The sequence below is a fragment of the uncultured Zhongshania sp. genome, assembly GCF_963975605.1.
Lineage (GTDB): Bacteria > Pseudomonadota > Gammaproteobacteria > Pseudomonadales > Spongiibacteraceae > Spongiibacter > Spongiibacter aquimaris.
In genome coordinates this window covers 1-25,232 of sequence record NZ_CAXBHN010000016.1, presented here as the reverse complement: position 1 = coordinate 25,232, position 25,232 = coordinate 1, and the positions used below count along the sequence as shown (strand labels likewise).

Annotated in this window: 27 protein-coding genes; 10 read left to right on the top strand and 17 right to left on the bottom strand. The window is 50.2% G+C overall.

The window, feature by feature from the left end; genetic code table 11:
* Positions 1-61: 61 nt before the first annotated feature.
* Positions 62-1,138 carry a dTDP-glucose 4,6-dehydratase gene (gene rfbB, locus AAC007_RS13085; RefSeq protein ID WP_339677375.1) on the bottom strand — a complete coding sequence of 359 codons (1,077 nt, stop codon included), beginning with the start codon at positions 1,136-1,138 and terminating at the stop codon, positions 62-64.
* 55 nt (positions 1,139-1,193) lie between these two features.
* Entirely contained in the window at positions 1,194-1,994 is an 801-nt protein-coding gene (locus tag AAC007_RS13080; protein ID WP_295877993.1) for a glycosyltransferase family 25 protein, read from the bottom strand.
* Positions 1,995-2,288: 294 nt separating this feature from the next.
* Between AAC007_RS13080 and AAC007_RS13075 the strand changes: the two genes are divergently transcribed.
* Entirely contained in the window at positions 2,289-3,407 is a 1,119-nt protein-coding gene (locus AAC007_RS13075) for a glycosyltransferase family 4 protein (RefSeq protein WP_295877994.1), read from the top strand.
* 36 nt (positions 3,408-3,443) lie between these two features.
* On the opposite strand, the gene AAC007_RS13070 is transcribed toward AAC007_RS13075, so the two are convergent.
* The 5 genes from AAC007_RS13070 to lpxL are packed head-to-tail and all read right to left on the bottom strand — an operon-like array spanning position 3,444 to position 8,186.
* Positions 3,444-4,139 (bottom strand): YrbL family protein, encoded by a 696-nt coding sequence (locus tag AAC007_RS13070; RefSeq protein WP_295877996.1) that lies wholly within the window; start codon positions 4,137-4,139, stop codon positions 3,444-3,446.
* Positions 4,136-5,182 (bottom strand): glycosyltransferase, encoded by a 1,047-nt coding sequence (locus AAC007_RS13065; RefSeq protein WP_295877998.1) that lies wholly within the window; start codon positions 5,180-5,182, stop codon positions 4,136-4,138. Before AAC007_RS13065 ends, AAC007_RS13070 begins: the two co-directional genes overlap by 4 nt.
* Positions 5,182-6,339, bottom strand: coding sequence for a glycosyltransferase family 4 protein (locus AAC007_RS13060; protein WP_295878000.1), 1,158 nt, complete (start codon positions 6,337-6,339; stop codon positions 5,182-5,184). The genes AAC007_RS13065 and AAC007_RS13060 overlap by 1 nt, the downstream gene beginning before the upstream one ends.
* Before the next feature lie 18 nt (positions 6,340-6,357).
* Complete coding sequence (locus AAC007_RS13055; protein WP_295878002.1) at positions 6,358-7,290, bottom strand: ELM1/GtrOC1 family putative glycosyltransferase; 933 nt, start codon at positions 7,288-7,290, stop codon at positions 6,358-6,360.
* Positions 7,287-8,186 carry an LpxL/LpxP family Kdo(2)-lipid IV(A) lauroyl/palmitoleoyl acyltransferase gene (gene lpxL, locus AAC007_RS13050; RefSeq protein ID WP_296434584.1) on the bottom strand — a complete coding sequence of 300 codons (900 nt, stop codon included), beginning with the start codon at positions 8,184-8,186 and terminating at the stop codon, positions 7,287-7,289. The genes AAC007_RS13055 and lpxL overlap by 4 nt, the downstream gene beginning before the upstream one ends.
* Before the next feature lie 176 nt (positions 8,187-8,362).
* Between lpxL and AAC007_RS13045 the strand changes: the two genes are divergently transcribed.
* Positions 8,363-8,734 carry a diacylglycerol kinase gene (locus tag AAC007_RS13045; RefSeq protein ID WP_339677419.1) on the top strand — a complete coding sequence of 124 codons (372 nt, stop codon included), beginning with the start codon at positions 8,363-8,365 and terminating at the stop codon, positions 8,732-8,734.
* 105 nt (positions 8,735-8,839) lie between these two features.
* Positions 8,840-9,112 (top strand): 30S ribosomal protein S20, encoded by a 273-nt coding sequence (rpsT, locus tag AAC007_RS13040; protein ID WP_103684217.1) that lies wholly within the window; start codon positions 8,840-8,842, stop codon positions 9,110-9,112.
* Positions 9,113-9,188: 76 nt separating this feature from the next.
* On the opposite strand, the gene proB is transcribed toward rpsT, so the two are convergent.
* From proB to rplU, 4 genes are all read right to left on the bottom strand, one after another.
* A complete protein-coding gene (proB, locus tag AAC007_RS13035; protein WP_339677372.1) occupies positions 9,189-10,319 on the bottom strand; it encodes a glutamate 5-kinase in 1,131 nt (376 codons plus the stop codon).
* A 12-nt stretch (positions 10,320-10,331) separates the two neighbouring features.
* Positions 10,332-11,537, bottom strand: a complete 1,206-nt coding sequence (gene cgtA, locus AAC007_RS13030; RefSeq protein ID WP_339677370.1) for an Obg family GTPase CgtA — start codon at positions 11,535-11,537, stop codon at positions 10,332-10,334.
* 97 nt (positions 11,538-11,634) lie between these two features.
* A complete protein-coding gene (gene rpmA / locus AAC007_RS13025) occupies positions 11,635-11,892 on the bottom strand; it encodes a 50S ribosomal protein L27 (protein WP_103684220.1) in 258 nt (85 codons plus the stop codon).
* 17 nt (positions 11,893-11,909) lie between these two features.
* Positions 11,910-12,221 (bottom strand): 50S ribosomal protein L21, encoded by a 312-nt coding sequence (gene rplU, locus AAC007_RS13020; protein ID WP_123183200.1) that lies wholly within the window; start codon positions 12,219-12,221, stop codon positions 11,910-11,912.
* A gap of 265 nt (positions 12,222-12,486) precedes the next feature.
* On the opposite strand from rplU, the gene AAC007_RS13015 reads away from it, so the two are divergent.
* Entirely contained in the window at positions 12,487-13,446 is a 960-nt protein-coding gene (locus AAC007_RS13015; RefSeq protein WP_339677418.1) for a polyprenyl synthetase family protein, read from the top strand.
* Positions 13,447-13,550: 104 nt separating this feature from the next.
* On the top strand, positions 13,551-15,200 hold the full coding sequence (gene pgi / locus AAC007_RS13010) for a glucose-6-phosphate isomerase (protein ID WP_339677365.1): 1,650 nt from the start codon (positions 13,551-13,553) through the stop codon (positions 15,198-15,200).
* A 60-nt stretch (positions 15,201-15,260) separates the two neighbouring features.
* On the opposite strand, the gene AAC007_RS13005 is transcribed toward pgi, so the two are convergent.
* Complete coding sequence (locus AAC007_RS13005) at positions 15,261-16,610, bottom strand: phosphomannomutase (RefSeq protein WP_296435844.1); 1,350 nt, start codon at positions 16,608-16,610, stop codon at positions 15,261-15,263.
* A complete protein-coding gene (galU, locus tag AAC007_RS13000; protein WP_296435845.1) occupies positions 16,607-17,443 on the bottom strand; it encodes a UTP--glucose-1-phosphate uridylyltransferase GalU in 837 nt (278 codons plus the stop codon). The genes AAC007_RS13005 and galU overlap by 4 nt, the downstream gene beginning before the upstream one ends.
* A 229-nt stretch (positions 17,444-17,672) precedes the next feature.
* On the opposite strand from galU, the gene fabA reads away from it, so the two are divergent.
* Complete coding sequence (gene fabA, locus AAC007_RS12995; protein WP_296435846.1) at positions 17,673-18,197, top strand: bifunctional 3-hydroxydecanoyl-ACP dehydratase/trans-2-decenoyl-ACP isomerase; 525 nt, start codon at positions 17,673-17,675, stop codon at positions 18,195-18,197.
* A gap of 56 nt (positions 18,198-18,253) precedes the next feature.
* Positions 18,254-19,477, top strand: coding sequence for a beta-ketoacyl-ACP synthase I (fabB, locus tag AAC007_RS12990; RefSeq protein ID WP_296435848.1), 1,224 nt, complete (start codon positions 18,254-18,256; stop codon positions 19,475-19,477).
* 51 nt (positions 19,478-19,528) lie between these two features.
* Here the strand turns inward: fabB and glp are convergent, their stop codons facing one another.
* Genes glp through AAC007_RS12975 form a run of 3 tightly spaced genes read right to left on the bottom strand, consistent with a single transcriptional unit; the run spans position 19,529 to position 22,112 of the window.
* The gene (gene glp, locus AAC007_RS12985; RefSeq protein ID WP_339677363.1) at positions 19,529-20,728 is read right to left on the bottom strand and encodes a gephyrin-like molybdotransferase Glp; all 1,200 of its coding nucleotides are present in this window, start codon (positions 20,726-20,728) and stop codon (positions 19,529-19,531) included.
* 2 nt (positions 20,729-20,730) lie between these two features.
* A complete protein-coding gene (gene moaB, locus AAC007_RS12980; protein ID WP_339677361.1) occupies positions 20,731-21,258 on the bottom strand; it encodes a molybdenum cofactor biosynthesis protein B in 528 nt (175 codons plus the stop codon).
* Positions 21,255-22,112, bottom strand: a complete 858-nt coding sequence (locus AAC007_RS12975; protein ID WP_296435851.1) for a sugar nucleotide-binding protein — start codon at positions 22,110-22,112, stop codon at positions 21,255-21,257. Before AAC007_RS12975 ends, moaB begins: the two co-directional genes overlap by 4 nt.
* Positions 22,113-22,898: 786 nt before the next feature.
* Here AAC007_RS12975 and AAC007_RS12970 point away from each other — a divergent pair.
* On the top strand, positions 22,899-23,216 hold the full coding sequence (locus AAC007_RS12970) for a metallophosphoesterase (RefSeq protein ID WP_339677359.1): 318 nt from the start codon (positions 22,899-22,901) through the stop codon (positions 23,214-23,216).
* Positions 23,217-23,726: 510 nt separating this feature from the next.
* Here the strand turns inward: AAC007_RS12970 and AAC007_RS12965 are convergent.
* On the bottom strand, positions 23,727-24,050 hold the full coding sequence (locus AAC007_RS12965; RefSeq protein ID WP_339677357.1) for a helix-turn-helix transcriptional regulator: 324 nt from the start codon (positions 24,048-24,050) through the stop codon (positions 23,727-23,729).
* Between the two features lie 98 nt (positions 24,051-24,148).
* On the opposite strand from AAC007_RS12965, the gene AAC007_RS12960 reads away from it, so the two are divergent.
* Positions 24,149-24,724, top strand: a complete 576-nt coding sequence (locus AAC007_RS12960) for a hypothetical protein (protein WP_339677355.1) — start codon at positions 24,149-24,151, stop codon at positions 24,722-24,724.
* An 8-nt stretch (positions 24,725-24,732) separates the two neighbouring features.
* Complete coding sequence (locus tag AAC007_RS12955; protein WP_339677354.1) at positions 24,733-25,203, top strand: DEAD/DEAH box helicase family protein; 471 nt, start codon at positions 24,733-24,735, stop codon at positions 25,201-25,203.
* Positions 25,204-25,232: the final 29 nt, after the last annotated feature.

Sequence of the window (25,232 nt, the reverse complement as noted above, 5' to 3'; positions counted from 1 at the left end):
TCAGATTTTAAGAGACACCACCCATCGTAAAATAACCATCAAATCGGGTACGACGAAATACTTACTCGCCCGCACCACCAATCCGATCCAATTTGTAATCCCCAGACAAAACACGCTGCCACCATTGTGGATTATCGAGATACCACTGCACGGTTTTACGGATACCCGATTCAAAGGTTTCTTGGGGCGTCCAGCCCAGCTCACGCTGGATTTTACTGGCGTCGATGGCGTAGCGAGCATCGTGACCGGGACGGTCTTTCACAAAGGTGATTAAGTCCTTAAATCCCTTGCCGCTGGCAAGAGAGTTTTCATTTTCCGGTGCCAGCTCTTCCAGCAAGTCGCAGATGGTATGTACCACCTCAATATTGCGCTTCTCGTTGTGGCCGCCAATGTTATAGGTCTCACCCAACTTACCTTCGGTAACCACTTTAAACAGTGCACGAGCATGGTCTTCGACATACAGCCAATCACGTATCTGACTACCGTCGCCATACACCGGCAGAGGCTTGCCATGCAATGCATTCAATAAAATGTGGGGAACGAGCTTTTCCGGAAAGTGATAGGGACCGTAGTTATTTGAGCAATTGGTAACCACAACGGGTAAACCGAAGGTGCGCCCCCATGCCCGAACTAAATGATCAGATCCCGCCTTGCTCGCGGAATAGGGTGAACTCGGCTCGTAGGAGGTGGTTTCGGTAAACAGGTCGTCGGTGCCATGAAGGTCGCCATAGACCTCATCGGTGGAGATATGGTGGAAACGGAAGCCCGCTTTTTTATCTCCTTCAAGACCCTGCCAATAGCTACGCGCAGCCTCAAGCATATTGTAGGTACCGACGACGTTGGTTTGGATAAAGGCGCCCGGGCCATCGATTGAGCGGTCAACATGGCTCTCTGCCGCCAGATGCATCACAAGATCAGGCTGGTGCTCGGCAAACACCGCACTCAGGGCCGCGAAATCGCAAATATCCACCTGCGCAAATTCGTAACGCGCTGACGCTTCCGCATCGGGAATGGATTCCAGGTTACCGGCATAGGTCAGAGCATCGACATTGATGACCGAGGCGTTAGTGTCGGCCAAAATATGGCGAATAACGGCACTGCCGATAAAACCGGCACCGCCGGTAACTAAACATTTCATATTAGAACCTGAATAATATCGCTTCTAAAAAGGCGACTCTGCCTACACGTCAACACTATCGTGCCCGCTCAGTATTACCCACTTTATACTTTGGCAGGGACGCATTACGAAAATCACGCCAATGACTAAAACGATAAAAATGTCTGCGCAAACTAAACCACAGTTTTACCGGGTGAAATACCAGCCGCTGCCAAAGCAGCGGCTTCTCAATATTCACCGACAAGGATTTAACCACACTGGTTTCATGAACCAATTCAAAGGCAACGTGGGGCTCAACTGCATACACATTTAAGTCAAACAAAAAAAAGTGGTCGAATACTTTATCAACGGGCTCGTATATCTGCTGGGCATAATCAATAAACTTTTTCATTCCAACACGGTTCAACACGTAGGCCTGCGTTCCCAGTCCACCGCGCTCTGGGCGAACTAAATTATGTTCACCGATAAGGGGTTCGATTACCGTCCGCTTACGAATCCGCAGCGACATTAACCGGACCATATCGAGACCACGACCAAGAACCGAGCGATATACATCACCAAAGTGCTGTTCAATCACAACATCATCTTCGATCAAGCAGACGTGTTCATAATCATTGTTATACGCCTTTTTCACCGCGCGCAAATGGGACAAATAACACCCTAACTCGCTTGCCGTTAAGCGCCTACCATGACGCACCATCGCCAAATTGCTGAGTATACGCTCGCCACCCTCTAAAGACGGCGATCCTAAACGACCATCAATAGCGGGGAAAACCTCAGCATCGACCCCTTGGCTCACTAGGTCGGTAATCAACTTCTGAGTATTCTCCGCCTCAGGATTTAGACTTATCACCCAACAAACACATTTTTTCGGCATGAAGCCCTCTAAATAATATCCAACACCGCCACCCATCAGGTCATACCGATGACACAGGATTCACGCTCTTTTGTCACGTTGGAATGCACAAGTAATACCTCGCATCACCTTGTAACAGCACAACGTGCCGTTTATATTCACTCAGCACTTTAGCCGCGCGTCACACAGACCCAGGATCGACTCTTATTTGGCGGCCATTGTAACATTGAAAACAGCGCAGAACGCAGTGCCGCAACCAAACTCAATGGAACGACTTTGCCACATACGCCAGCACCCACACCGGATTCTCACGCAATGCCCGTCAACAATATAATCATAAGCACGCAAAATTACCCCCCTAGCGCCGGTGGCATACAAAACTATATGCACGAGCTTGCCGTTGCACTGCACAAACTCGGCAACAACGTGCAAGTTATCTGCGACGCTCCGACTGTTGACGGCCAAGCTGATTTTGACAATAGTTTGCCCTTCTCCGTAGAGCGGCTAAGTGGCCCCAAATTTTTACGCCGCCGCCGCAAAGCTAAATCCGTGCTATCACAGCTTAAAAAAACCAACCAGGCTATTTTAATTTGCGATAGCTGGAAAAGTTTAGAGCTACTCAAATCCGAAAAACTGGGCCATGCCTACTGTATTTGCATAGCCCACGGCATGGAGTTTCCGGAGCAGGTAAAACAAAAGTACAAACGTATTTTTAAAACCTTATCTCGAGCAGATATTATTCTTGCCAATTCGCAATTTACCGCCCAACGAGTAAAGCCATATGCGCCTATCCTTGAAAAGGTGCAGATTCTTCATCCCGGGGTTACACCGCCTGCGCAAGCATCTGAAACCGACCTGACAACAGTCCAAAACTGGCGTGGCAAGCACTCGCCCGCACTGCTCACAGTAGGCCGTATAGAAGCGCGCAAAGGCCAAGACAAGGTCATTGAAATTCTCCCCAAACTGCTAAAAGACCACCCGCAACTAGTCTACTTGATTGCGGGAACAGGCCCCCTACAAGAAACCTTAATGGCACGCGCAGAGGAGCTGGGCGTCACAAGCCATATCAAATTCTGCGGTCGAGTCAGCGACGGCGAGCGATCAGCCCTGCTGCAAAAAGCCGACCTTTTTGTTATGCCTTGCCGCGCCGTAGGCAATTCCGTTGAGGGTTTCGGGATAGTTTATATTGAGGCCGCCATGCTCGGCCTGCCAAGCCTTGCCGGACGCACCGGTGGCGCTCGAGATGCCGTTTTAGATGGCCAAACCGGGCTATTGTGTGACGGCGACTGCGAAGACGATATTTACCACACCGTAAACAAAATGCTCAGTGATACACAAAAACTAAAAGAGATGGGGCAGAAAGCGCAGCACCGAGCACAGACTGAATTGCAATGGCGGCACATAGCCGAAAAGCTACTGCGCTATGTTGGCTAAGGTCAAACTCTAAAATACGAGTTGTCGGAGTAGTGCTTACTTCCCATTATGGAATAAAAAGCCGTGCATTCCCGGCCCCTTACCACGGGCCTTATCACTAAGCAGCTCGTCAATCCGCTCATGGATATTAGCCACTTTTCTTTTCGCTTTCTGTAACTGCATAAAGTCCGGCATACGATGACCGGGAATAATACCTGCGTTACCCACACCATCAATAACAACCAATCTTTTAATTTTTACCTCACCAGCGTCATCTTGCTCGCACTGCACAACAAGATTGTGAAGTATCAAATCCCGAGACGGAACCCGATATCGCAACCAGTGCCGACAAAGTTCGTCAACCGCCGCCCGACACTCATTGCTATACTCCTTTTCCCAAAGATACTGCTTAAGAGATACCGAAATATCGCCGCTGCTATCTCTGATCAATTCTGAGCTCAAACCCTTACCCATATCTGTTTCTACAAAACCGAAACAGCGGCTAATGTGCGCAAAAATGCCATCATCATAGTGCCGCTCCAAACTTCGCATTACCCGAAATTCGTCGAGATTATCGTCAAAGCTCGATAGAGGTTTAAGATTTTTTGGAAAACCTTTACTGCGCCGCCTCTCCTCGATACTGAAGTCAGGACGCCGCACTTTTATACAACGATCAACATCAGCAGGATCAACATAACACCACCGATTCCCCCCTGCCGCGAAGGGCTTCACGTCATGCAGAACAATCATCATTTATCACTGCCATCTGGGTTAATATTGCGCGCCCAAACATAGTCGTGACTAAAAGGCTGAGCCAATGTCGCCTCAATGATATAGCGCGAATAAAGCGACGAATTTAATTCTGCATGGAAAAACTCACGAGCGCGCGCAGCCCAATCCTGTCGCTTGGCATCATCGTTATGAAATTCAAGAATTTTATGAATCAGATCTTCTTGATCATCAAAGTACACCAAGGTTTCCGGCGGCACATAGTCGGCAAAGTCGCCGCTGCTATGGGCGAACTGCAACACGCCGTTGCCGCCAAGCTGGGACATTCGGTCTGAGGTATACCAGTGATCTCCTTCCTGACGATTTAAATTAAGCGCCATTTTGGTTTTGGCCAATGCGAGATCGTAATCCCGCCCCCACACAGGTGCCTCGCCAAAACTGCCGTAGGTCTTGAAATTTAACTCACCATCAACAGCGTCTTTAATTCCCTTAACCATCTCTAAACGCTTGGTAAACTTAGTCGCATTACTGCAAAACAATAGATCAATTGGCAATTCTGAATCTGCCTTAACAGAGTTGTCCAAAATTTCAATACTTGGCTCTACCGGATTCGGAATATAGTAAAGTCGCGCCCCCAGACCGGCGAAACGCTTTAAATCCCTCAGGCCGGTAGTCACAAAAACGGCATCTACCACCTCGGCAAACGCCGCTATGCGCTTGCTATTATCAGGCACAAACAAGGGATCACAATTGCAGTGAATTAGCACGCATTCAGGCCGACGCTGACGCACTAAGCGAAGACTCTCTACGGTAATAATATCGCTATGACCGATAACAACTAAGTCAGGATCATTACTTTCAACAACCTCAAGAAAGCGTTTATTTGCAGCCTTTTTACCCAGCTCACGGATACCAAACGGCGCTTCAAATGCGGCGACATCGCGATCGGAAAAACTCCTCACATAGTGCTCATTGCGAATAAAGCCATACTTCATTTTTTCGGCCCAGCTACTCCGATTAGAACCATAGCTGCGCAAGCGCTCATAATCCACATGAAGTATTTTCATTATTTAACCTCGCCCCAACGCTTTCGTAATAAGCGCTGATATACACCTAGCGTAGCCGCCAACTGACTACTTAAATAATAGTTTTCCGGAAGTTTAATCTCTGCGTCGGCATCAATTAAATCATCTACCCTAGCCGCAAAACTCACCACATCATCGGGCGCAACCAATCCCTGCGGAAAACCTGCGCTCAGTGATTCGCTAGCTCCACCGCGATCGTAAGCGACCACCGGTGTGCCACTTGCCAATGATTCCGGCACGGTGCGGCCAAAAGGTTCTTCCTTGTTAGACATATGACAGGTCACTGACGCCAAGCCATAGAACTGCGCAATATCGCTGCGATGACCGACAAAGGTCACCGCGTTATCTAGATTCAACGACGACCGCATGGCGAGTAATTCATCGAAGTAATGCTGCTTACCGGGCTCAGCATCGCCCACCACAACACCATGGCAATCCTGACGGAGTCGCACCAAGCGTGACATCATTTCCAAAAATGCTTCCTGGCCCTTCCAGCGCGTTAAGCGTCCGGGCATTAAAATAATGTGCTTGCCCTGCAATTGCGGGTATTGCTCAAATAGTTCTTTTTTCCAAGCAGGCGTGCACGCATCGTGATTAAAGACAGCAGGATCTAAACCGCGGGGAATAAGGGTAATTCGACTTTCATCCGCCTTGTAATTATCAATAATATATTTTTTTACGCAGTCCGAAATCGCGATGAGATGCTCCGCTCGCGCCATAACCGCGCTGTAAAAATTGACTGAATACATGCCGTGAAATGTGCTCACCAAACGCGGCCGAGTTGCCGGATCCATTTTTCGCCACGCCAACCAAACAATCCATGCCGGCGCCCGCGAGCGCACGTGGACGACATCCGGCTTTAATAATTCAAGCAATCTTCGCATAGGGCGAACTTGCAGCAATGACCACAGCGATTTCCGGTGCACCGGAAACGTAATATGCTCACTGCCTTCAGCGACTAGACCGTCGACCATACGGCCGCCAAAGGAAATGACGACCGACGTGTGACCACCGCGCACCAGCTCGCGCGCGAGCTCAACCGTACCACGCTCTACGCCGCCTGAATTTAAAGCGGGCAAAACCTGCACGATTTTAAGCGGTCTAGTCTCGCTGATTTTTATGCTCTCTGCGTCGGACATGCACAATCCAAAAAGTAATCAATTAACGCGGTCATTATCTTCGCCGCCACGATCAATCTGTAACCACCAATCTGCAACCCTGTCGGCCTCCCATAGAGGGCGAACAGCTGGCGGCAATGGCCCCGCCAAATCTGCCGCACTGAACGTCGTAGCCAAGCCACTGCTAGCAAGCTGGGTCATACTTTTCACAACCCGAGAATCTCGCAGCGGCAAGAGTTCAAGCAGCCCCGTCGGTGCACCCGAACTTACACTCTCATACACCATTGAGACACTGTCACAGCTCACCCAGACCTGCCCGACGTCTTGTAATATTTTCGGCAACCAACCCGGCCCAGTGTCGGAATAGGGCAAAATGTTAATATTTGCCAAGGACAACGCCGCCAATTCATCCAATAGATCGTGCGGCGTTCGAGGCGAATCTGACACCAGCCACTCCATTTCCGGCGCAGCTTCTGCAATGCGCTGAAGCTGCTTCACAATGCCCACATTATCCCATTGATAATGGGTATTTATTCCGCCCAACAGCATGAGCCCCTGACTTTTATTTCGACCCTCATAACGCGGAACAATATGGTTGATCACACCGTAGGTGCCCAGCACTGAATCTCGCTTAGGCGGTGAATCGTGGTAGGGCATACACACAGCATCAAACAAACCTAGGGGCAGCGAGGGGCGCATCAATAGAAATGCCTTAGCACCCAAAACCCACTTACACCACAACATCGGGATATGGGTTTTACTGCCGGCGGCAAGCACCCAATCCGGTTTGATTTCCGCATCAAACTGAGCCAACAGGCCCTTGCGCCCGACAAAGCGAAAGGACTTCGATGTCAAATCAAACCAATGTACCTCAAGCTCGGCTTTTTCTTGCACCCGCGCAAGCAAGCCGCGCAATTGGTTGAGATGCCCCAGTCGGCCATCGGTAATAAGCCATATGCGACGAACGCTCATTCGTAAAATCCAGCCTCGCCCTCAGGTCGCGTTTTGAAACGACGATGCACCCACATGTATTGCTCAGGCACCATGCGAATATTTTCTTCAAGGATGGCATTAATCGCTTGCGCGTCGGCGGCGGGATCTCCACTGGGGAAATTATCCATAGGAATTATTTCAACACGATAACGGCGGCCACTATCGAGTCGCTGCTGCTTAGCGTAAACCACCCTCGCCCGCCCGCCCTTCGCCAGCGTGCTCGTGCCAATAGTGGTCGCAGTGGCAATACCAAAAAAAGGCACAAATTCAGCAGACTTTCGACCGTAATCCTGATCGGGCAAATAGTACAAGCGCCGCCCCTCGCGAAGTCGCTTTAGCGCGCGCTTTATGTCACGCCTGTGAATAGGCTCGCCATAGCGGCCGCGGGATCGGCTCAGAATATATTCAAATACGGGATTTTTATGTTTGCGGTAAAACGAGTCTGAAGGGTACTGCAAACCAATTAATGTGCCGCAGACATCGAGCGTGGTGAAATGGGTGCCAATGACAATAATCCCACTTCCGCCCTCTTCAACCTCAAGATGTTCCTTACCTAAAAGCTCAAATTCTACACCGAGGTTTTCAGGCGCAATAAACCACACCCGCAGCGTTTCCATTAGCCCCACACCCTGATTGCGCATGGTCTTTTTGACTAATAAGCGGTATTCCGCCTCGCTCAACTCAGGAAAGCAAAGCTGCAAATTTACCTCACAAATATGACGACGTCTTTTCGCAAAATAATAGAATACATTGCCAATTCCCGCGCCCAAAGCATAGCTAAGGCGCCGCGGTAAGTGGGCAAGCAGCCACAGCATGGCGATACCAAGCCAAACCGGCCAGTGTCGTGGATAAAGCAACTGTCTCTCAATTGTCATCTGATTGCATTACACTATTGCTACATTTCAATGCGGTTCCCGCGCTTAATATTACACGGCGTAAAGTGCCGCATTGTACACTGTTTGCCAACGGCGGTTAGCCGAGTATTGCCCCACCGACCAGAAGAATCGCCCTGATCATTCGCAGCCAACGCGGAGACTTACAAACCATTATGATGAATAAACCAGGCCGCACCGGCCCCGCCCGCATTCTGGACGCTTCAAAATATTCGCTCAAGGGGTTGCGAGCAGCCTGGCGGCACGAAGAAGCTTTTCGACAGGAAAGCACGCTCGCGCTCATCATGCTGCCTGCCGCGCTCTGGCTAGGCACTAACGCCAGCCAGCGCTCGATTTTAATTGCCACCGTGGTGATTGTCGTTATCGTTGAGCTTATCAACTCCGCGATTGAGGCAGTGGTCGACCGCATTAGCACCGATCACCATCCCCTGTCAGGCCAAGCAAAGGACATTGGCTCCGCTGCCGTCATGCTAAGCCTGCTACTTTGCATAAGCTGCTGGGGAATGATCGCCGCCGAGCGGTTTTTATAAACAAATAATTAGCCGCATAGCGCTAGCAGGGCTTGACAATGGCTCGCCAAACGCGAATAATTCCCGGCCTAAATTTTCAGCACTAGGTTTCAAGGAGTTATAAGGGTGGCGAATTCTCCACAAGCTAAAAAACGCGCACGCCAGGCGGAAAAAAGTCGTACGCATAACGCCAGCCTGCGCTCAATGGTACGTACATACCTGAAGAAAGTACTGGCTGCTATCGCGTCTGGCGATCAAGAAGCGGCAAAGACTGCGTACGTATCTGCAGTTTCCGTTATCGACCGCATGGCCGATAAAGGCATTCTTCACAAAAACAAAGCAGCTCGTCACAAGAGCCGCTTGAACAGCAAAATTAAAGCAATGGGCGCTACTGCGTAATTAACTGCTTTTGTTTTGCCAATAAAAAACCCGCCTTGAGCGGGTTTTTTATTGCATGCTATTTACCATTGACCAATCAGCCACTCACCACCAAGTTATCGCGGTGAATCAACTCGGGCTCACCAACAAAGCCCAACAACTCAACGATCTTGCCACTCGACTTACCAGCTAAGCGTCGCGCATCATCAGCACAGTAGTTCACCAAACCGCGCGCCACCTCATTTCCCTGACCATCAACGCACTTAACAAGGTCACCACGGGAAAATTGCCCAGTCACCGCCACTACCCCCACGGGTAATAAGCTACGCCCCTGCTGACGCAATACGCGCACAGCACCATCATCAATCTGCACCGAACCCCGCAACTGCAACTGCCCCGCCAGCCATTTTTTACGCGCTGTAATCGGCGGCTCTTTTGATAGCAATAATGTACCTAAGTCTTCCGCCTCAAAAATACGATCCAACACCCGATCTTCGCGACCGCCCACGATAACGGTATTCGCCCCGGAGCGAGATGCCAACCGTGCCGCGCGCAGCTTGGTTAGCATACCTCCGCGCCCCAGCAAACCAGCCGCACCACCCACCATTACATCTAGCGAGCGATCTTCTACTGAAGCCTCAGAAATTAACTTCGCATTCGGATTTGAGCGGGGATCCTCTTCGAACAAGCCGCGCTGATCCGTCAATATAACCAAGGTATCGGCGTCAATTAAATTCGCAACGAGTGCAGCCAGGGTATCGTTGTCACCAAAGCGAATCTCGTCGGTGACAACCGTATCGTTTTCATTAACAACTGGCACCACACCTAAATCCAGCAAGGTGAGCAAGGTGCTGCGCGCGTTCAAATAACGATCACGCGCAGAAATATCATCGTGCCCCAGCAAGATTTGTGCAGTTTGCAAACCGTGGGTACGAAATCGCGTTTCGTAGGCGTGCACCAAACCCATCTGCCCAACGGCCGCCGCAGCCTGCAATTTATGCAAATTATCGGGGCGCTCACGCCAACCCAAACGCGTCATACCCTCGGCAACAGCACCCGACGAAACCAAAACCACTTCACGACCAGACGCCCTGAGCGCCGCCAACTGCGAAACCCAAGCGTCGAGGCCTTCGGCATAAAGACCGCGACCATCATTGGTAAGCAGTGCCGAGCCAATTTTGACCACCACACGCTTACACGTTTTTAGCGCCCGCCTATTCTCAGACAAGATCACAGCACCTCAAGGACGATAGATAACTTCAACATCGTGATCATCATCTTCATCGTCGTCATCATAGTCTTCGTCATCACCAGCGGCACGGCGCTCTGAGCGGCGCTGATCCGCCAGCGCCTGAATACGCTCGCGCGCCTCAGCCTGCATGGCATCCTGTATATCTCGCTCACGCTCGGCAGCCTCAGCGTCGGTAGCCAGCAATTCAGCCTGCTCTTCGACAAACTGCAATACATCCTGACACAGCGCCTTAGTATTCTCGCCCGTCAAGGCTGACACGCGATAAACCGGCCCAGCCCAACCCAGCGCATCAACCACTTCCTGGCAGCGCGCATCGCGCTCATCATCCGGCAGCATATCGAGCTTATTCAATACCAACCAGCGCTCGCGCCCGGCCAGGGTCGGACTAAAGCGCGACAACTCCTTAGAGATAATCGCAACCGACTCCTGCGGCGTAACACCATCATAGGGCGCCATATCCACCAAGTGCAAAAGCAAACGAGTGCGGGTTAAGTGTTTAAGAAACCTAATGCCAAGCCCAGCGCCATCTGACGCCCCCTCAACCAGGCCCGGAATATCGGCCAAAACAAAACTGCGATGCTGCTGCACCCGCACCACGCCCAAATTGGGCACCAAGGTCGTAAACGGATAATCCGCCACCTTGGGCTTGGCCGCCGACACGGCGCGAATAAAGGTGGATTTGCCCGCGTTTGGCATACCCAGCAGACCAACATCAGCCAAAACTTTAAGCTCTAAACGCAGGTTTCGGATTTCACCATCACTGCCGCGGGTAAACTGCCTCGGCGACCGGTTAGTACTCGACTTAAACCGCGTATTACCCAAGCCGTGAAAACCACCCTGAACAACCTTCAAAAGATCGCCAGCCGCCACTAAGTCGCCGAGCACCTCTTGGGTGTCCTCATCGACAACGGTAGTGCCCACCGGCACATTCAAAATTAAATCTTCTGCACTTTTACCGCGACAATTAGCGCCGCGACCCGGCTCACCAACCCTGGCGTTGTATGCTTTAACAAAACGAAAATCAACCAAGGTGTTCATTGACGCCTCAGCGCGCAAAATGACGCTGCCACCATCGCCACCATCACCGCCATCCGGACCACCCCAGGGGATAAATTTCTCGCGGCGAAAGCTCATGCAGCCATTGCCACCTCGCCCCGCCTCAACCCTGATTACCGCCTCATCAACAAACTTCATGACTATGCCAACCTACAAAAGGAATATGCTTAAAACCTATCTACAGAAACAAAAAAGCCCCGTCAACAGACGAGGCTTTAAACGTCACGAAGAGGGCTTAGGCCGCAACAATACTAATATACTTGCGACTCTTTGGACCTTTAACTTCAAACTTCACCACGCCGTCTGCCTTTGCAAACAAAGTGTGGTCGGTGCCGCAACCTACGTTTTCACCAGCGTGAAAGCGAGTGCCGCGCTGACGAACAATAATGCTGCCCGCGCTAACAGTTTGACCACCAAAACGTTTTACACCTAGACGCTTACTCTGCGAGTCGCGTCCGTTACGAGTACTACCACCAGCTTTCTTGTGAGCCATGAGTCTCTCCTAATTCCTTAAGCACTGATACCAGTGATTTTCACTTCGGTGAACCACTGACGGTGACCAGCTTGTTTCATGCTGTGCTTCCGACGGCGAAACTTAACAATTTTCACCTTGGCGTGACGACCTTGCGAAATAACTTCCGCAGTCACTTTGCCACCTTCAACGTAAGGTGCGCCAATCTTCAATTCTTCACCGGCCTTAACCATCAACACTTTGTCGAAGGTTACGCTTTCGCCAGTGGCAACTTCAATTTTTTCCAGCTTGAGGGTTTCACCCTCAATCACACGGTGTTGCTTACCACCACTTTCAATAACTGCGTACATGGGCATAATCTCCAAGAGCCTGCTTGCAATAATTTGTTTCGGCCGAGCGCTTTACACTAAGTGCATCACGCCGGGACAAGTCCAGGCACCGTCACCACCACTTAACCATTAAGGGGCCGCACGGTTTTGCTTTCAGGGGCGCGAATTGTACGCAGTATCGCAAAAATAAACAACACCCCTAAAACCCTTTAATGCAGAAACCTTGACAGCTCGCAGCTGCGCTCATACGATGCCAACCGACTCCGCCAGACGTATCGTCGTAACCATGCAACAGATCCGCCAGATCGTTGACAGCGAATTTGCCGCGGTCAACGAATTTATCATCGAACAACTGCACTCCAACGTGCCCCTCGTAGAAAACATCGGCCACTATATCGTCGATGCGGGAGGAAAGCGGCTGCGCCCCTTGCTCACACTGCTCTGCGCTGGCGCCATTGGTAATATTGAACAGCGACACATGCACTTAGCGGCGGTCATTGAGTTTATTCACACCGCCACCCTGCTGCACGATGACGTTGTCGACATCTCTGCTCTGCGTCGCGGGCGCCCTACCGCCAATGCCAACTGGGGCAACGCCCCCAGCGTCCTGGTCGGTGACTTTCTGTACTCACGGGCTTTTCAGATTCTGGTTGAGATCGGCAGCCTACCGCTGATGGGCTTACTTTCCGGCACAACTAACACCGTCGCCGAGGGCGAAGTCTTACAACTTAGTCGCGCAGGCAATGCAGACACCAGCGAAGCAACCTACTTTGACGTTATTCGCTGCAAAACCGCCGTGCTATTTGGCGCCGCCTGCGGTGGCGCTGCGATCATTAGCCAAAAAGGCCAACATCAAAGCGCACTTTATGATTACGGCTTAAATCTCGGCATCGCCTTCCAGCTCATCGACGACATTCTCGACTATGAAGGCGACCCAGAAGAAACGGGCAAAAATATCGGCGACGACCTCGCCGAGGGCAAACCCACCCTGCCGCTAATTTACGTGTTGCAACATGGTAACGAACAACAGCAAGCACTGGTTCACAATGCCATTAGCAATAAGACTGCGGAACAACTCGACGAGATCGTCGAAGCCGTCACCTCTTGTGGCGCTCTTGCCTACTGCCGGGCAGCAGCAGAACGCTATACCGAAGCCGCATTAGCAGCACTAGCGCCGATTAACGACTCACCCTATCGCCGCGCGCTGGAAAAACTCACCACTATCGCCCTTTCAAGACGTAGCTAAAGGCCTCAGCGGATTACAATTCATGCCCGAAACCGCTACAATTTAGTGGCTTTGCCGGTATGGAGAGGCCGGCCCCACTAAACGGATATTTAAAAGGAAATGCTGTGAGCACCACGCCACAACACGGAGCCAGATCGCGCTACGACGCCGAGATCAGATCAACTCTACAAAACATTGCTCAAAACAGTATCACAACCTCGTTAAGTCAACGCTTCCAAGAAGATACCGACCGCGCAGCGCGTTATAGCGCCGACGTTGGCCCCTTATTTGTTGATTACTCAAAGCAACATATCGACAAAGACATCCTTGCCACGCTCTGCACCTTGGCGCGGGACACCGGTGTACCAGAGCAATTCGCCGCCTTAAGGGCCGGAGCCCACCTCAACAACACCGAGGATCGGGCAACAAACTACCCCAGCTTGCGCCGCTGGGCGGTCGACGGCAAAAGCAGCGACCACGCTATTAATGAAATGTATAGCAGCATGGCGAAACTCGTCGCCGCCGTGCACAGCGGCGAACTGACTGGCGCCACCGGCAAGGCATTCACCGACGTGGTCAATATAGGCATCGGCGGCTCTGACTTCGGCCCCCGATTAGTATGCGACGCCCTTGCAAATCAAGGCGACGGTATTCTCAATGCCCATTTTGCCGCCAATATAGACCCCAGCGTCATCACCGAAATTTTAGCGACAGTACCCGCGGAAACCACTCTATTTATTGTGGCATCCAAATCCTTTGGCACCCAAGAAACACGAAGCAACGCCAATGCCGCCCGCGCCTGGCTATCCTCCACACTGAATTGCAAAAATGTCGACCAGCACTTTGTCGCCGTAACCTCAAAACCTAGCGCTGCCAAAAACTTCGGCATCAAAGAAGAGCTGATACTTTGCACCCCGGAATGGGTAGGCGGCCGCTTTTCCCTTTGGTCAAGCTTCGGCTTAGCAGTGGCGCTATGCTTCGGCATGGATAATTTCCGCGCCATATTGCAAGGCGGCCATGCAATAGACCTTCACGTTGAACACACGCCACTAGAAGATAACGTTCCTGTTATTCTCGGCCTTCTGGATGTTTGGTACCGCAACGCATGGGGCATCAGCTCACAAGCCGTATTACCCTATGAGCACCATCTAAAATTATTGCCGATTTATCTCCAGCAATTATTTATGGAAAGTGCAGGCAAATCAGTAAGTCGAGATGGTGAGGTACTTAAGTACGGCACAGGCGGTGTCATTTGGGGAACCGAGGGTACCAATGGTCAGCACTCGTTTCACCAGCTGCTACACCAGGGTAGCGACACCATCCCCTGCGACTTTATTGCCAGCCTTCGCTCTTACAATCCTGTTGGCGAACAGCATCAAAATCTTATTGCCAACTGTTTCAGTCAAAGCCTAGTACTCATGCAAGGCCAGAGCGCTGCAGACATCAAACAAACGCTGATCAACAATGGCACAGGACCCGAGGAGGCCACGCAATTAGCACAGCACAAGGCCATGTTAGGTAATCGCCCAAGCACCACCATATTAATGAGACAGTTGGACGCAAGCGCGCTGGGCGCCTTAATTGCGCTATATGAGTACCGCTTGTTCACCGCCAGCTTTGTTTGGGGCATTAACCCCTTTGATCAGTGGGGCGTGGAACTCGGCAAGCAAATAAGCCAGACCCTAATGGGTGCACTGTCAGGGGACGACGTCAGCTCCTTGGATAGCTCAACGGCACAATTAATAGCGCGGTATCAAGAAGCGCAAAAAACCTAAAAAGACAGACATAAAAAAAGCGCCTAACGGCGCTTTTTTTATGTCTGTACAATACCAGTATTACAACATAGCTAACAGCTCAGCGGTCTTGGCTTCCATCAAAGCAAAGTCACCATCACTTTCCACATTCAAACGCACAACAGGCTCAGTGTTAGACATCCGAACATTAAAGCGCCAGCCCTCAAAACTCATACTCAAGCCGTCAGTGAAATCCACCGCCGCCGCACTGGGTTTATATTTCTCTTCGATCAGTGCAATAACCGCTTTTGCATCCTCAACTTCGCGATTGATTTCACCACTGCAGGGGAATAGCGCAACGCGCTCCTCAACCAGCGAAGACAAGCTCGCCGACTTCACCGACATCAATTGAGTCACCAGCAACCACGGAATCATTCCGCTGTCGCAATAAGCAAAATCACGGAAATAATGATGCGCACTCATCTCGCCACCGTAGACGGCATTCTCAATGCGCATACGCTCTTTGATAAAAGCGTGACCCGTTTTACACTGCACCGCTTTGCCGCCTGCCTCTTCGACAATGGCGATGGTATTCCAGGTTAAACGCGGATCATGAACAATATTCGCACCCGGATTTTTCAGCAAAAACGCTTCGGCCAACAAGCCAACAACGTAATAGCCTTCTATAAAGTCACCGGTCTCGTCAAAGAAGAAACAGCGATCAAAATCACCATCCCATGCAACGCCTAAATCAGCGCCGTGTGCTTTAATCGCATCAATACTTGGCTGGCGATTTTCCACCAATAGCGGGTTTGGCACACCATTCGGGAAGTTGCCATCAGCCTCGTGATGCACACGAATAAATTCGAAGGGCAGATGCTTCTCCAATAAGTCCACAACACGCCCAGCACCACCATTACCGGCATTCACTACAACTTTTAATGGCTTTAGCGAGGCGACATCTACGTAACCAAGCAAATGCTCAACATAAGCTGCTGACGTATCTAAAGGCTGTAATGTGCCGCGTTTTTCTGGGGTAGCGAATTCATTTTTCTCAGCGAGCTTTTTAATATCAAACAGGCCGGTGTCGCCGCTGATTGGCTTAGACTCTTCACGCACAAACTTCATGCCGTTGTAGTCTTTAGGGTTATGGCTAGCGGTAACCGCAATACCGCCATCCATACCGGCATGCGCCGTCGCAAAATAAATTTCCTCGGTGCCACACAAGCCAATGTCATAGACATCGACGCCAGCATCCAGCAAACCATTTGTCAGCGCAGCCTTAATTGCCTCGCTACTAAGACGAATATCATGCCCCACCACAACTTTCTTTGGCTGGATAACTTCAGCAAAAGCGCGGCCTATGCGATAGGCGATATCTTCATTTAACTGATCAGGAATACGACCGCGGACGTCATACGCTTTAAAACACGTTATTTCGCTACTACTCACGCGGAACCCTCGGCATAAATATTTTCATAAACATAGTTAGTCGCTTCAATGAAACCAGGCACACTGCCACAGTCGAAACGCTTGCCGCGGAATTTATATGCCAAGACACAACCGTTTTGCGCCTGCGTCATCAACGCATCCGTCAACTGCACTTCACCATTTTTGCCCGGCGGAGTATTGCGTAAAATATCGAAAATATCAGGTGTAAGGATATAACGGCCAATGACCGCCATATTGGTTGGGGCGTCCTCCGGCTTAGGCTTCTCAACCATTGTGCTGACGCGATACAAGCCGTCGCCCATTTCTTCGCCAGCGATAACACCGTATTTCTCAATGTCTTCCATCGGTACTTCTTGAATAGCGACGATGCTACAGCGGAATTGGTTATACAGTTTTACCATCTGCGCCATGACACCTTCGTCGTCATGATTAAGACATAAATCATCAGACAAGATTACACCAAAGGCTTCGTCACCGATCAGGCACTCACCCGTCAAAATCGCGTGACCCAAGCCCTTCATCTGACGCTGGCGCGTCATCATAAACGTGCCCTGCTCAAGCACATTACGAATGCAATCCAGGTAACGCTCTTTGCTGGTACCAGCGATCTGGTTTTCTAACTCATAGCTAATATCGAAGTGGTCGGCAATGGCCCGCTTACCGCGGCCAGTCACCAAGGCAATTTCTTTCAAGCCAGCATCAATGGCTTCTTCAACACCATATTGCACCAAAGGCTTATTCACTATGGGCAACATTTCTTTAGGCATTGATTTAGTAGCAGGTAGAAAGCGCGTACCATAACCTGCAACGGGGAACAGACATTTTCTAATCATAATATTTCCTTTAACACCTTCCGGACGTTGGGCCGGCTCCTTTTAACTGCATGTAAACTGGCCGCTATTTTCCATGTAGCGCCTTTACTTAGCAAGAACCGCTCTTTTACTGACTAATCATGACAGGGGTATGACAGCAATGTTCGCGCCAATGTTGACATTTTTATGTGCCATCGAAATCCTTCGTGCTAAGATGGCCGCAACATTTTCAAGCTGATAATTTTGCCTCATGTCTTTAATTCATCAAAATAGCTTTACCAAACAAGAACTCATCGACTGCGGGAACGGCACGCTTTTTGGCCCCGGCAACCCGAAGCTCCCCGTTAACAATATGTTGATGGTGGATCGTATCACAAACATTAGTACCGAGGGCGGCACCTACGGCAAGGGTATACTGGTCGCCGAGCTAGATATAAATCCGGATTTATGGTTTTTCGACTGCCACTTTGTCGGCGACCCTGTTATGCCTGGCTGCCTTGGACTTGACGCCATGTGGCAGCTGGTTGGTTTCTACTTAGGCTGGCGTGGCAATAGTGGTAAAGGCCGCGCGCTAGGTGCTGGTGAAGTTAAATTCACCGGACAAATTCTACCGGACGCCAAGCTGGTCACCTACACACTTAACTACAAACGCTTGATCGAGCGAAAACTGGTCCTCGGCATTGCCGATGGCGAAGTTGCTGTTGACGGTAAAGTGATATACACCGCAAAAGACTTACGCGTCGGCTTGTTTAAAGACGACGCTAGCTTCGAGTAGCATCCATAAACATTTAATCTAACAAATTCATCACACGATATAAGACGAGGTATTCGATGAAACGTGTTGTCGTCACTGGCATGGGGATTGTTTCGAGCATCGGTAACAATCTAGCCGAAGTATTGAGCTCACTACAGGAAGGCAAGTCAGGTATTGCGTTCAACGAAACCTATAAAGAAATGGGTTTTCGCAGCCACGTTTCTGGCTCCATCAAAAACCTAGACCTGAAATCTCTCATCGACCGCAAGCAATTTCGGTTTATGGGTGATGCCGCGGCCTACGCCTTCCTTTCAATGCAGGAAGCTATCGCCGATTCAGGCTTAGAAGAGCACGATGTCAGCAATGTTCGCACCGGCATTATCGCTGGCTCCGGCGGCGCCTCATCAGAGAATTTAATTGATTCTGCCGACACTCTGCGCGAGCGCGGAGTGAAGCGCATTGGGCCCTATCGTGTCACGCAAACCATGGGCAGCACCGTGTCGGCCTGTCTAGCAACACCATTCAAAATTAAAGGTGTGAACTACTCAATTTCATCCGCCTGCGCCACCAGTGCACACTGTATTGGCAACGCGATGGAGCTTATCCAGCTAGGCAAGCAAGACATCATATTTGCTGGCGGTGGCGAAGAAGAACATTGGTCACTGAGCTGCCTGTTTGACGCGATGGGTGCATTGTCGACTAAGTACAACGACACCCCCGAAAGCGCTTCACGCCCCTACGATGCAAACCGCGACGGCTTTGTTATTGCGGGCGGCGCAGGCATGGTCGTACTTGAAGAGCTCGAGCACGCCAAAGCACGCGGTGCGAAAATTTACGGCGAGCTAGTTGGCTATGGCGCAACCTCTGACGGCTACGACATGGTCGCGCCGAGCGGCGAAGGCGCAGCGCGCTGTATGCACCAAGCATTAATGACAGTAGATAGTGACGTTGACTATATCAACTCGCACGGCACTTCAACGCCCGCTGGCGATATGCAGGAGCTGAAAGCGGTAAAACAAGCTTACGAAGGAAAAAAGATTCCTGCCATTGGCTCAACCAAGTCGCTGGCCGGTCATTCACTGGGCGCGACCGGCGTTCAGGAAGCGATCTTCTCATTACTTATGATGAAACATAACTTTATTGCCGCGTCTGCCAACATCGAAACCCTGGACGACGAAGCGGCAGGCGTACCGATCGTGCTGAAAAAGCAAGAAAACGTGACGCTAAATACCGTTATGTCCAATAGCTTTGGCTTTGGCGGCACAAACGCCAGCTTAGTGTTTAAGCGCTATACTGCTTAACATTCTGAAGGCCTGCGGTGAAACCATTTCACTGCAGGCCCGCTAGTACAGCTACGTTAAATCCCGCAGAAAAATCACCTCGACGCGATCACCTCGCTGCAAAGTACGACCAACCGGAATCACCGCTAAAGCATTGCACCATGACACTGACGTTAACGCGCCGGAACTCTGCTGCGGATGAATATCGACCTGAAGACCACTATCACCGGGCGTCACTCTAGCGCGGAGATACTCTTGACGGCTGCCCGCCTTAGGCCAGTCAAAATTGGCCTGCGCAGGCCATTGCGGCGCAGTCGTTTCGGTCAAACCCTGCATCGCCAACAAATACGGCCTGACCAGCAGGCAAAATGTCACAAAGCTAGAGACGGGATTTCCAGGCAGGCCAAAAAATGGCACATTCGCCAAGCGGCCATATGCCAGCGGTTTACCCGGTTTTATTGCCAGCTTCCAAAGCTGCAGCGAGCCCAACGCTTCAACCTGTGCCTTGACATGATCCTCTTCGCCCACGGACACACCGCCGCTACTTATCACCACGTCTGCACTATCGCGGGCCTTAATCAATGCGGCCCTAGTAGTAGCGGGATCGTCAGCCACAATACCCAGATCCACAAGCTCACAACCTAAGGCGCGAATCATTGCCGCAAGCATCGGCCGATTAGAGTTATAGATTTGCCCTGGCGCCAGTGACTCACCCGGTTCACACAATTCGTCACCGGTGGACATTAACGCGACTCGGATCGTCGAACTGACACGGAGCTGAGACACACCCAGTGAAGCCAGCAAACCTAAGTCCGCGGCCTGAAGTCGATGGCCAGCTTTTAACAACAACTGCCCTGAGGCAATGTCTTGTCCACAGGGGCGAATATGCTGGCCTTTGCTCGCCGCGGCATTCACTGTTACAAAGCCGTCAACTTGCTCGCAGTCCTCCTGCGCAATCACGGTATCGGCACCGGCCGGAATAAACGCACCAGTAAAAATTCTGGCCGCAGTACCCAGCTTTAATGGTTCGCCAATCGCCCCAGCAGGGATTCGCTGACTTAGCGGTATTGGCTTGCCTAAAATTAGATCAACATGACGCAGCGCATAGCCATCCATAGCACTATTATCAGCTGGCGGAACATTGCTTTCTGCATACACATCGTCTGCTAACACTGCGCCCAAGCATTGGGCTAAAAGCCGATCCTCAGAGCACCATTTTTGTGCGTCCGCCAAAAGATGGTGCAAAGTGTCGTCAACCGAGCGCAACCCCACAATCAAGCCCTTGAATCGCGACGAGTTTTTAACACCCCAACAAAATTGCAGGGACGGTGCCGGCTATCAAGCTGCTCACTAATAAGGCCCTGCCACGCGGTCTTACACGCACCGGTAGATCCGGGAACACAAAAAATAACGGTGTTATTCGCCAAACCTGCCAACGCCCGCGACTGAATAGTCGAGGAGCCGATCTCTTGTAAAGACAGCGCGCGGAAGACTTCACCAAAACCGTCAATCTGCTTATCGAATAAGACCGACACCGCCTCAGGGGTAGAGTCCCGACCAGAAAAACCAGTGCCGCCAGTTACCAATACCGCCTGTATATCAGAGCGGTATATCCACTCGGACATCACCGCGCGAATTTGATAAATATCGTCTTTAACTATTTGCTTTGCGGCCAGCTCATGGCCTGCTGCCGTCAGAGCTTCAACTAAAAATCGGCCGGACGTGTCGCTATCTTCATTACGCGTGTCGGATACGGTAAGAACAGCCACCGCCAGTGCTACAAAACCGTTGTCACTACTCATTTGGTGACCTCCTCACAAATTGCTCTCACCATCCGGGGCAGATAAGCCCGCCACGGCAATTGCTTAATGCCAAAATCCTGCAAAATTTGATTGCAAGACAATACCGGTGCATCAGGCCGCCAGGTGATACCCTCATCGTCTGCGGCAATATCCGCGACCGGCGCAACAAACTGAGAAGCAAATGCGCAGACCACTTCGGCAAACTCATAGGCGCTAGCTGAACCGCTGCTATTGTAATGATAGACACCACGACATGAGGCGCCACAACTTAATTGGTCGACAATGCCAGACACTACTCGCGCCAGATCTGAGACCGGGGTCGGGCAGCTCGTCACAGAATCATTCAAGGTCAAAACGCTACCGCCACGCATCGTGACCAAACAATCGCCCAGAAAATTACCTTCTTGCGCCGCAATTAATGGCCCGGTCCTTAACACCAAGCCTTGCCCAGCGACGTCGGCAACTAAACTCTCATACTCAGCTAACTGCTTTCCCGCAACACTGCCCGCATTTTTCTGATCGCTCTCGACGTATTCATGTTGCCGCTCAGTAAAGCCATCAAAAACTCTGCCATCACTGAGAAACACGTAGGGGACATCCATTGCCAGACAGGATTGAAGTACTTTTCTGCGCGCATCTAGCAAGCGAGCATGATCTGCTTCGGCCACACCATCGCTAAGCTGAAAAGACACCAGCGCATCGCTATCAATGACTATTGAATTTCGCAGCAACGCGGTATCAAATGCCTGCAAGTCGTCGACCGAAACGTGCGCGAAGGGACGCCCCCGCGAACCTAGCTGGCTGCAAATCGCGTCACTCAAGGCGCTAGGGCTGGAAATTAAAACTACATTCACAGAAACATTCACATGTTGTTAGAGGGACAGTAGCGCGAGTGACACGCATACCTTAAACATTTAATTGCAAACAACATTACTCAAAGCCCCTGCGGTCTGCAAGGTATTAGCGGCCTACCGAGCATTAAGTCCCAACAAAAACGCCCTATCTTTAATAGGGCGTTCCGCTGCGTGATTACCACAATGACATCGAAAAAAATAAGCGCTGGCTAGAATGGTAGTTCGCATAAGGTGGCTGGAAAAAGCGCCAACATACTTGTATCAATGCATATCCTTCAAAAAAACCAAAATACTGTAAAGTTAAGTCAAATATTTGCCACTTTTGGGCACCTAAAATTTAGGAACCAACATAAAAGTGTAAAGATACCTTCTTTACACTAATTCTACTGCCTCCGACTAAACCACACCAGTATATTGCCGCAAAGCATTCCTTGCCTGGTGCCACGACCAGAACCTACTGGGAAAATACAGCCACCCACAGCCCTAGACATGTAAGAAAATCATTTTAGGGCAGACATGAGGAAAGGCCACTGCGGACGCCTAGAAATCTTCACTGACAGTACCTAAGGTGTAACTCAGCCTCCTAAAGCACGCACCCGACGCCGCCTTCAACGCCAATCAATATGCCGTAAACCATTGTTTTATATGGATTTAAATTAGAATCATTATTGCAACCGCAAGTGATTCCGATATTATCACCAATCAAGTACACAACGAGAAAGCCCACTTCAACTAGCTTTAACAATCAACTAAGTACATTCAGCAGCACGCCAAAGGCGTGCCAACATGACCAAAGTACACATACGCAGCGACAGTCACCATGAGTTTTATCGCGGCAAAGGCGGGGAACACCCTATACCAAGTGACGCAGACTTAATTATTTTAGCCGGCGACATCGACATAGGCGTTGCAGGTATCCACTGGGCATCATCTTTAAAGCACCCTGTCTGGTACGTTCCAGGAAACCACGAATATTACACCAAGAACATTGACACCCTCGAATATGAAATGCGAAGACTCGCCCAAACAACGAACAATGTTATTTTCCTGCAAAATGATACCCACATTGTGGATGACATTCGATTCTTGGGAACCACCTTATAGACGGATTACAATATCTTCGGTCAGCCCAAAGTCGCAAAGAGCCACGCCGAATTTGGCATAGTAGATCACAGGCTAATAACCCGTGGACATCGTCAGCCACGTCATTTTTTCGCGCCAGAGGATGCTCAAAAAGTACACAACAGATCTAAATACTGGCTTATAAACGAACTCGCGAAGCCGTGGGATGGAAAAACAGTAGTCATCACGCACCACGCCCCTCACAGAAACTCCGTTCACCCCAAATTCATCACCGATAACTTAACACCAGCGTTTGCGTCCGACCTTTCAGAAATTATCAGATCCTTCGACATCCAGCTGTGGGTGCACGGACACATGCATGATGCTGCGGACTATTCAGTGAGTGAAACAAGAGTGTTGTGCAACCCGGCAGGATATCCAGGTACGCCAGAGCAGGAGGACTTCAATCCAAACCTAATTATTGAAATTTGATTTTGAAGACATCAATTGGCTGATGTTCTGCGTCACCAATAGCGCCTCATTTTCACCAACCTACGAAGATGGCTCTTCTTTTAGGTGTTTAATCTGGCCCAGCAAAGTCGTTTGCTCCTTCTCCGACAGCTTATCAATATGACAAACAAGCTCAGCAACTACGCTTCTTTCACAGAAAAAGTAAGCAACCGGCACATCTAACTCGGCAGCAATTCGCTTTAAGGTCGGGTAGTCAGGCGTGTGACGACCTTTCTCGTAGTGATTCATTCGACCGCTGGCTGAGCCCGGCTCCATCCCAAGCTGGATACCCAATCTTTTCTGACTAATGCCTTTAAGGGTACGCGCCTCCAGAAGACGCTGCGGTAATGGGCTGATACTTGCCAACTTTGAATCATCTTTATAGGCCTAGAGAGCTTAGATTGTCTAAGTATATTGGGTTAAAGTATACTTAGGAATCCTAAGCTTCATTTGGCGATCATTTTTTGATCAAAATTCGTTCTAACTCAGAAATACAAGCGATCATGCCTAAGTTGAAAATCAAACCCGAGCTACTGTCTCTGCTAACCTCTCATGAATTTCTGACGTTTAGCAGAGCAGATCTAGTAGAGGCCTATTTAAAGCTAGGCAGCAGCCCAAACTTGAATACAAAGCAGGCTCACCAATTTATTCAAAGAAATATTGATCGACTGATATGGGCTGGATTTGCAATAAAGGAATCAGACGATAATAACGGACGGCCACGCTATCGGCTGACGAACAGCTTTAACCCGGAAAATTACTCAATTGGCTCACCTCACCGCAAAACGCCACCCAAGGAATCCAACAAAAGTTCAAAATCCAATAATCATTATATAAATGACCTAAAGGAACAACTGAAGAAACATAAGCTTGAACTGCTAACCACCATCAGCGAAGCAGAAGAATACGAGGTACTTAGTAGTCAGCTACCCAATCGACGTGACGACCTGCAAGAGCTCTACAACGACGCCCGCAATCGCTACTCAAAAACGCTCGGCCGAGTTAAGGCCATTGAATCCCTCATATCCAAGTGCCAATAGGCTTAATAATGAACCTTAGACTCTGGCAGCATGAATGCATCACTAAAGCCATTTATCAATACAAAAACCATCACTCCCATTACCTTTGCCTCGCAACGCCAGGTGCGGGGAAGACCCTGATGGCGGCAATTCTCGCCAAGCAGCTTTTCGACACCGGCCTTATCGATTTAGTAATCTGTATTGCTCCTTCTATTATTGTTTCTGACGACTTTCGCGAGGAACTTGAAACTCAGATGGGAAGAAAGCTTGACGGCAAGCTAGGCTCGATTGGCCGCACATTCACTTATCAAGCCATGATAAGTGAATGTGATATTTGGGATTTATTCAACAGCCATAAAGTATTCGTTATTTTTGATGAAATTCATCACTGCGCCGGCAGCGATTTAAAAAATGCTAACGCGTGGGGAGGAAAGATAATCTCTGAAATCCAGGGAAAGGCCGCGTATACACTCGCGCTTGTTCGGCGACAATTAGGATGACCGGTTGACGACAACTATCTTGGCCGGTT

Bases quoted from the DNA above. Each gene is read 5' to 3' on its own strand.
- rfbB (WP_339677375.1), bottom strand. From the start codon at position 1,138: ATGAAATGTTTAGTTACCGGCGGTGCCGGTTTTATCGGCAGTGCCGTT.
- AAC007_RS13080 (WP_295877993.1), bottom strand. From the start codon at position 1,994: ATGCCGAAAAAATGTGTTTGTTGGGTGATAAGTCTAAATCCTGAGGCG.
- AAC007_RS13075 (WP_295877994.1), top strand. From the start codon at position 2,289: ATGCCCGTCAACAATATAATCATAAGCACGCAAAATTACCCCCCTAGC.
- AAC007_RS13070 (WP_295877996.1), bottom strand. From the start codon at position 4,139: ATGATGATTGTTCTGCATGACGTGAAGCCCTTCGCGGCAGGGGGGAAT.
- AAC007_RS13065 (WP_295877998.1), bottom strand. From the start codon at position 5,182: ATGAAAATACTTCATGTGGATTATGAGCGCTTGCGCAGCTATGGTTCT.
- AAC007_RS13060 (WP_295878000.1), bottom strand. From the start codon at position 6,339: ATGTCCGACGCAGAGAGCATAAAAATCAGCGAGACTAGACCGCTTAAA.
- AAC007_RS13055 (WP_295878002.1), bottom strand. From the start codon at position 7,290: ATGAGCGTTCGTCGCATATGGCTTATTACCGATGGCCGACTGGGGCAT.
- lpxL (WP_296434584.1), bottom strand. From the start codon at position 8,186: ATGACAATTGAGAGACAGTTGCTTTATCCACGACACTGGCCGGTTTGG.
- AAC007_RS13045 (WP_339677419.1), top strand. From the start codon at position 8,363: ATGAATAAACCAGGCCGCACCGGCCCCGCCCGCATTCTGGACGCTTCA.
- cgtA (WP_339677370.1), bottom strand. From the start codon at position 11,537: ATGAAGTTTGTTGATGAGGCGGTAATCAGGGTTGAGGCGGGGCGAGGT.
- rpmA (WP_103684220.1), bottom strand. From the start codon at position 11,892: ATGGCTCACAAGAAAGCTGGTGGTAGTACTCGTAACGGACGCGACTCG.
- rplU (WP_123183200.1), bottom strand. From the start codon at position 12,221: ATGTACGCAGTTATTGAAAGTGGTGGTAAGCAACACCGTGTGATTGAG.
- AAC007_RS13015 (WP_339677418.1), top strand. From the start codon at position 12,487: ATGCAACAGATCCGCCAGATCGTTGACAGCGAATTTGCCGCGGTCAAC.
- galU (WP_296435845.1), bottom strand. From the start codon at position 17,443: ATGATTAGAAAATGTCTGTTCCCCGTTGCAGGTTATGGTACGCGCTTT.
- fabA (WP_296435846.1), top strand. From the start codon at position 17,673: ATGTCTTTAATTCATCAAAATAGCTTTACCAAACAAGAACTCATCGAC.
- fabB (WP_296435848.1), top strand. From the start codon at position 18,254: ATGAAACGTGTTGTCGTCACTGGCATGGGGATTGTTTCGAGCATCGGT.
- moaB (WP_339677361.1), bottom strand. From the start codon at position 21,258: ATGAGTAGTGACAACGGTTTTGTAGCACTGGCGGTGGCTGTTCTTACC.
- AAC007_RS12970 (WP_339677359.1), top strand. From the start codon at position 22,899: ATGACCAAAGTACACATACGCAGCGACAGTCACCATGAGTTTTATCGC.
- AAC007_RS12955 (WP_339677354.1), top strand. From the start codon at position 24,733: ATGAACCTTAGACTCTGGCAGCATGAATGCATCACTAAAGCCATTTAT.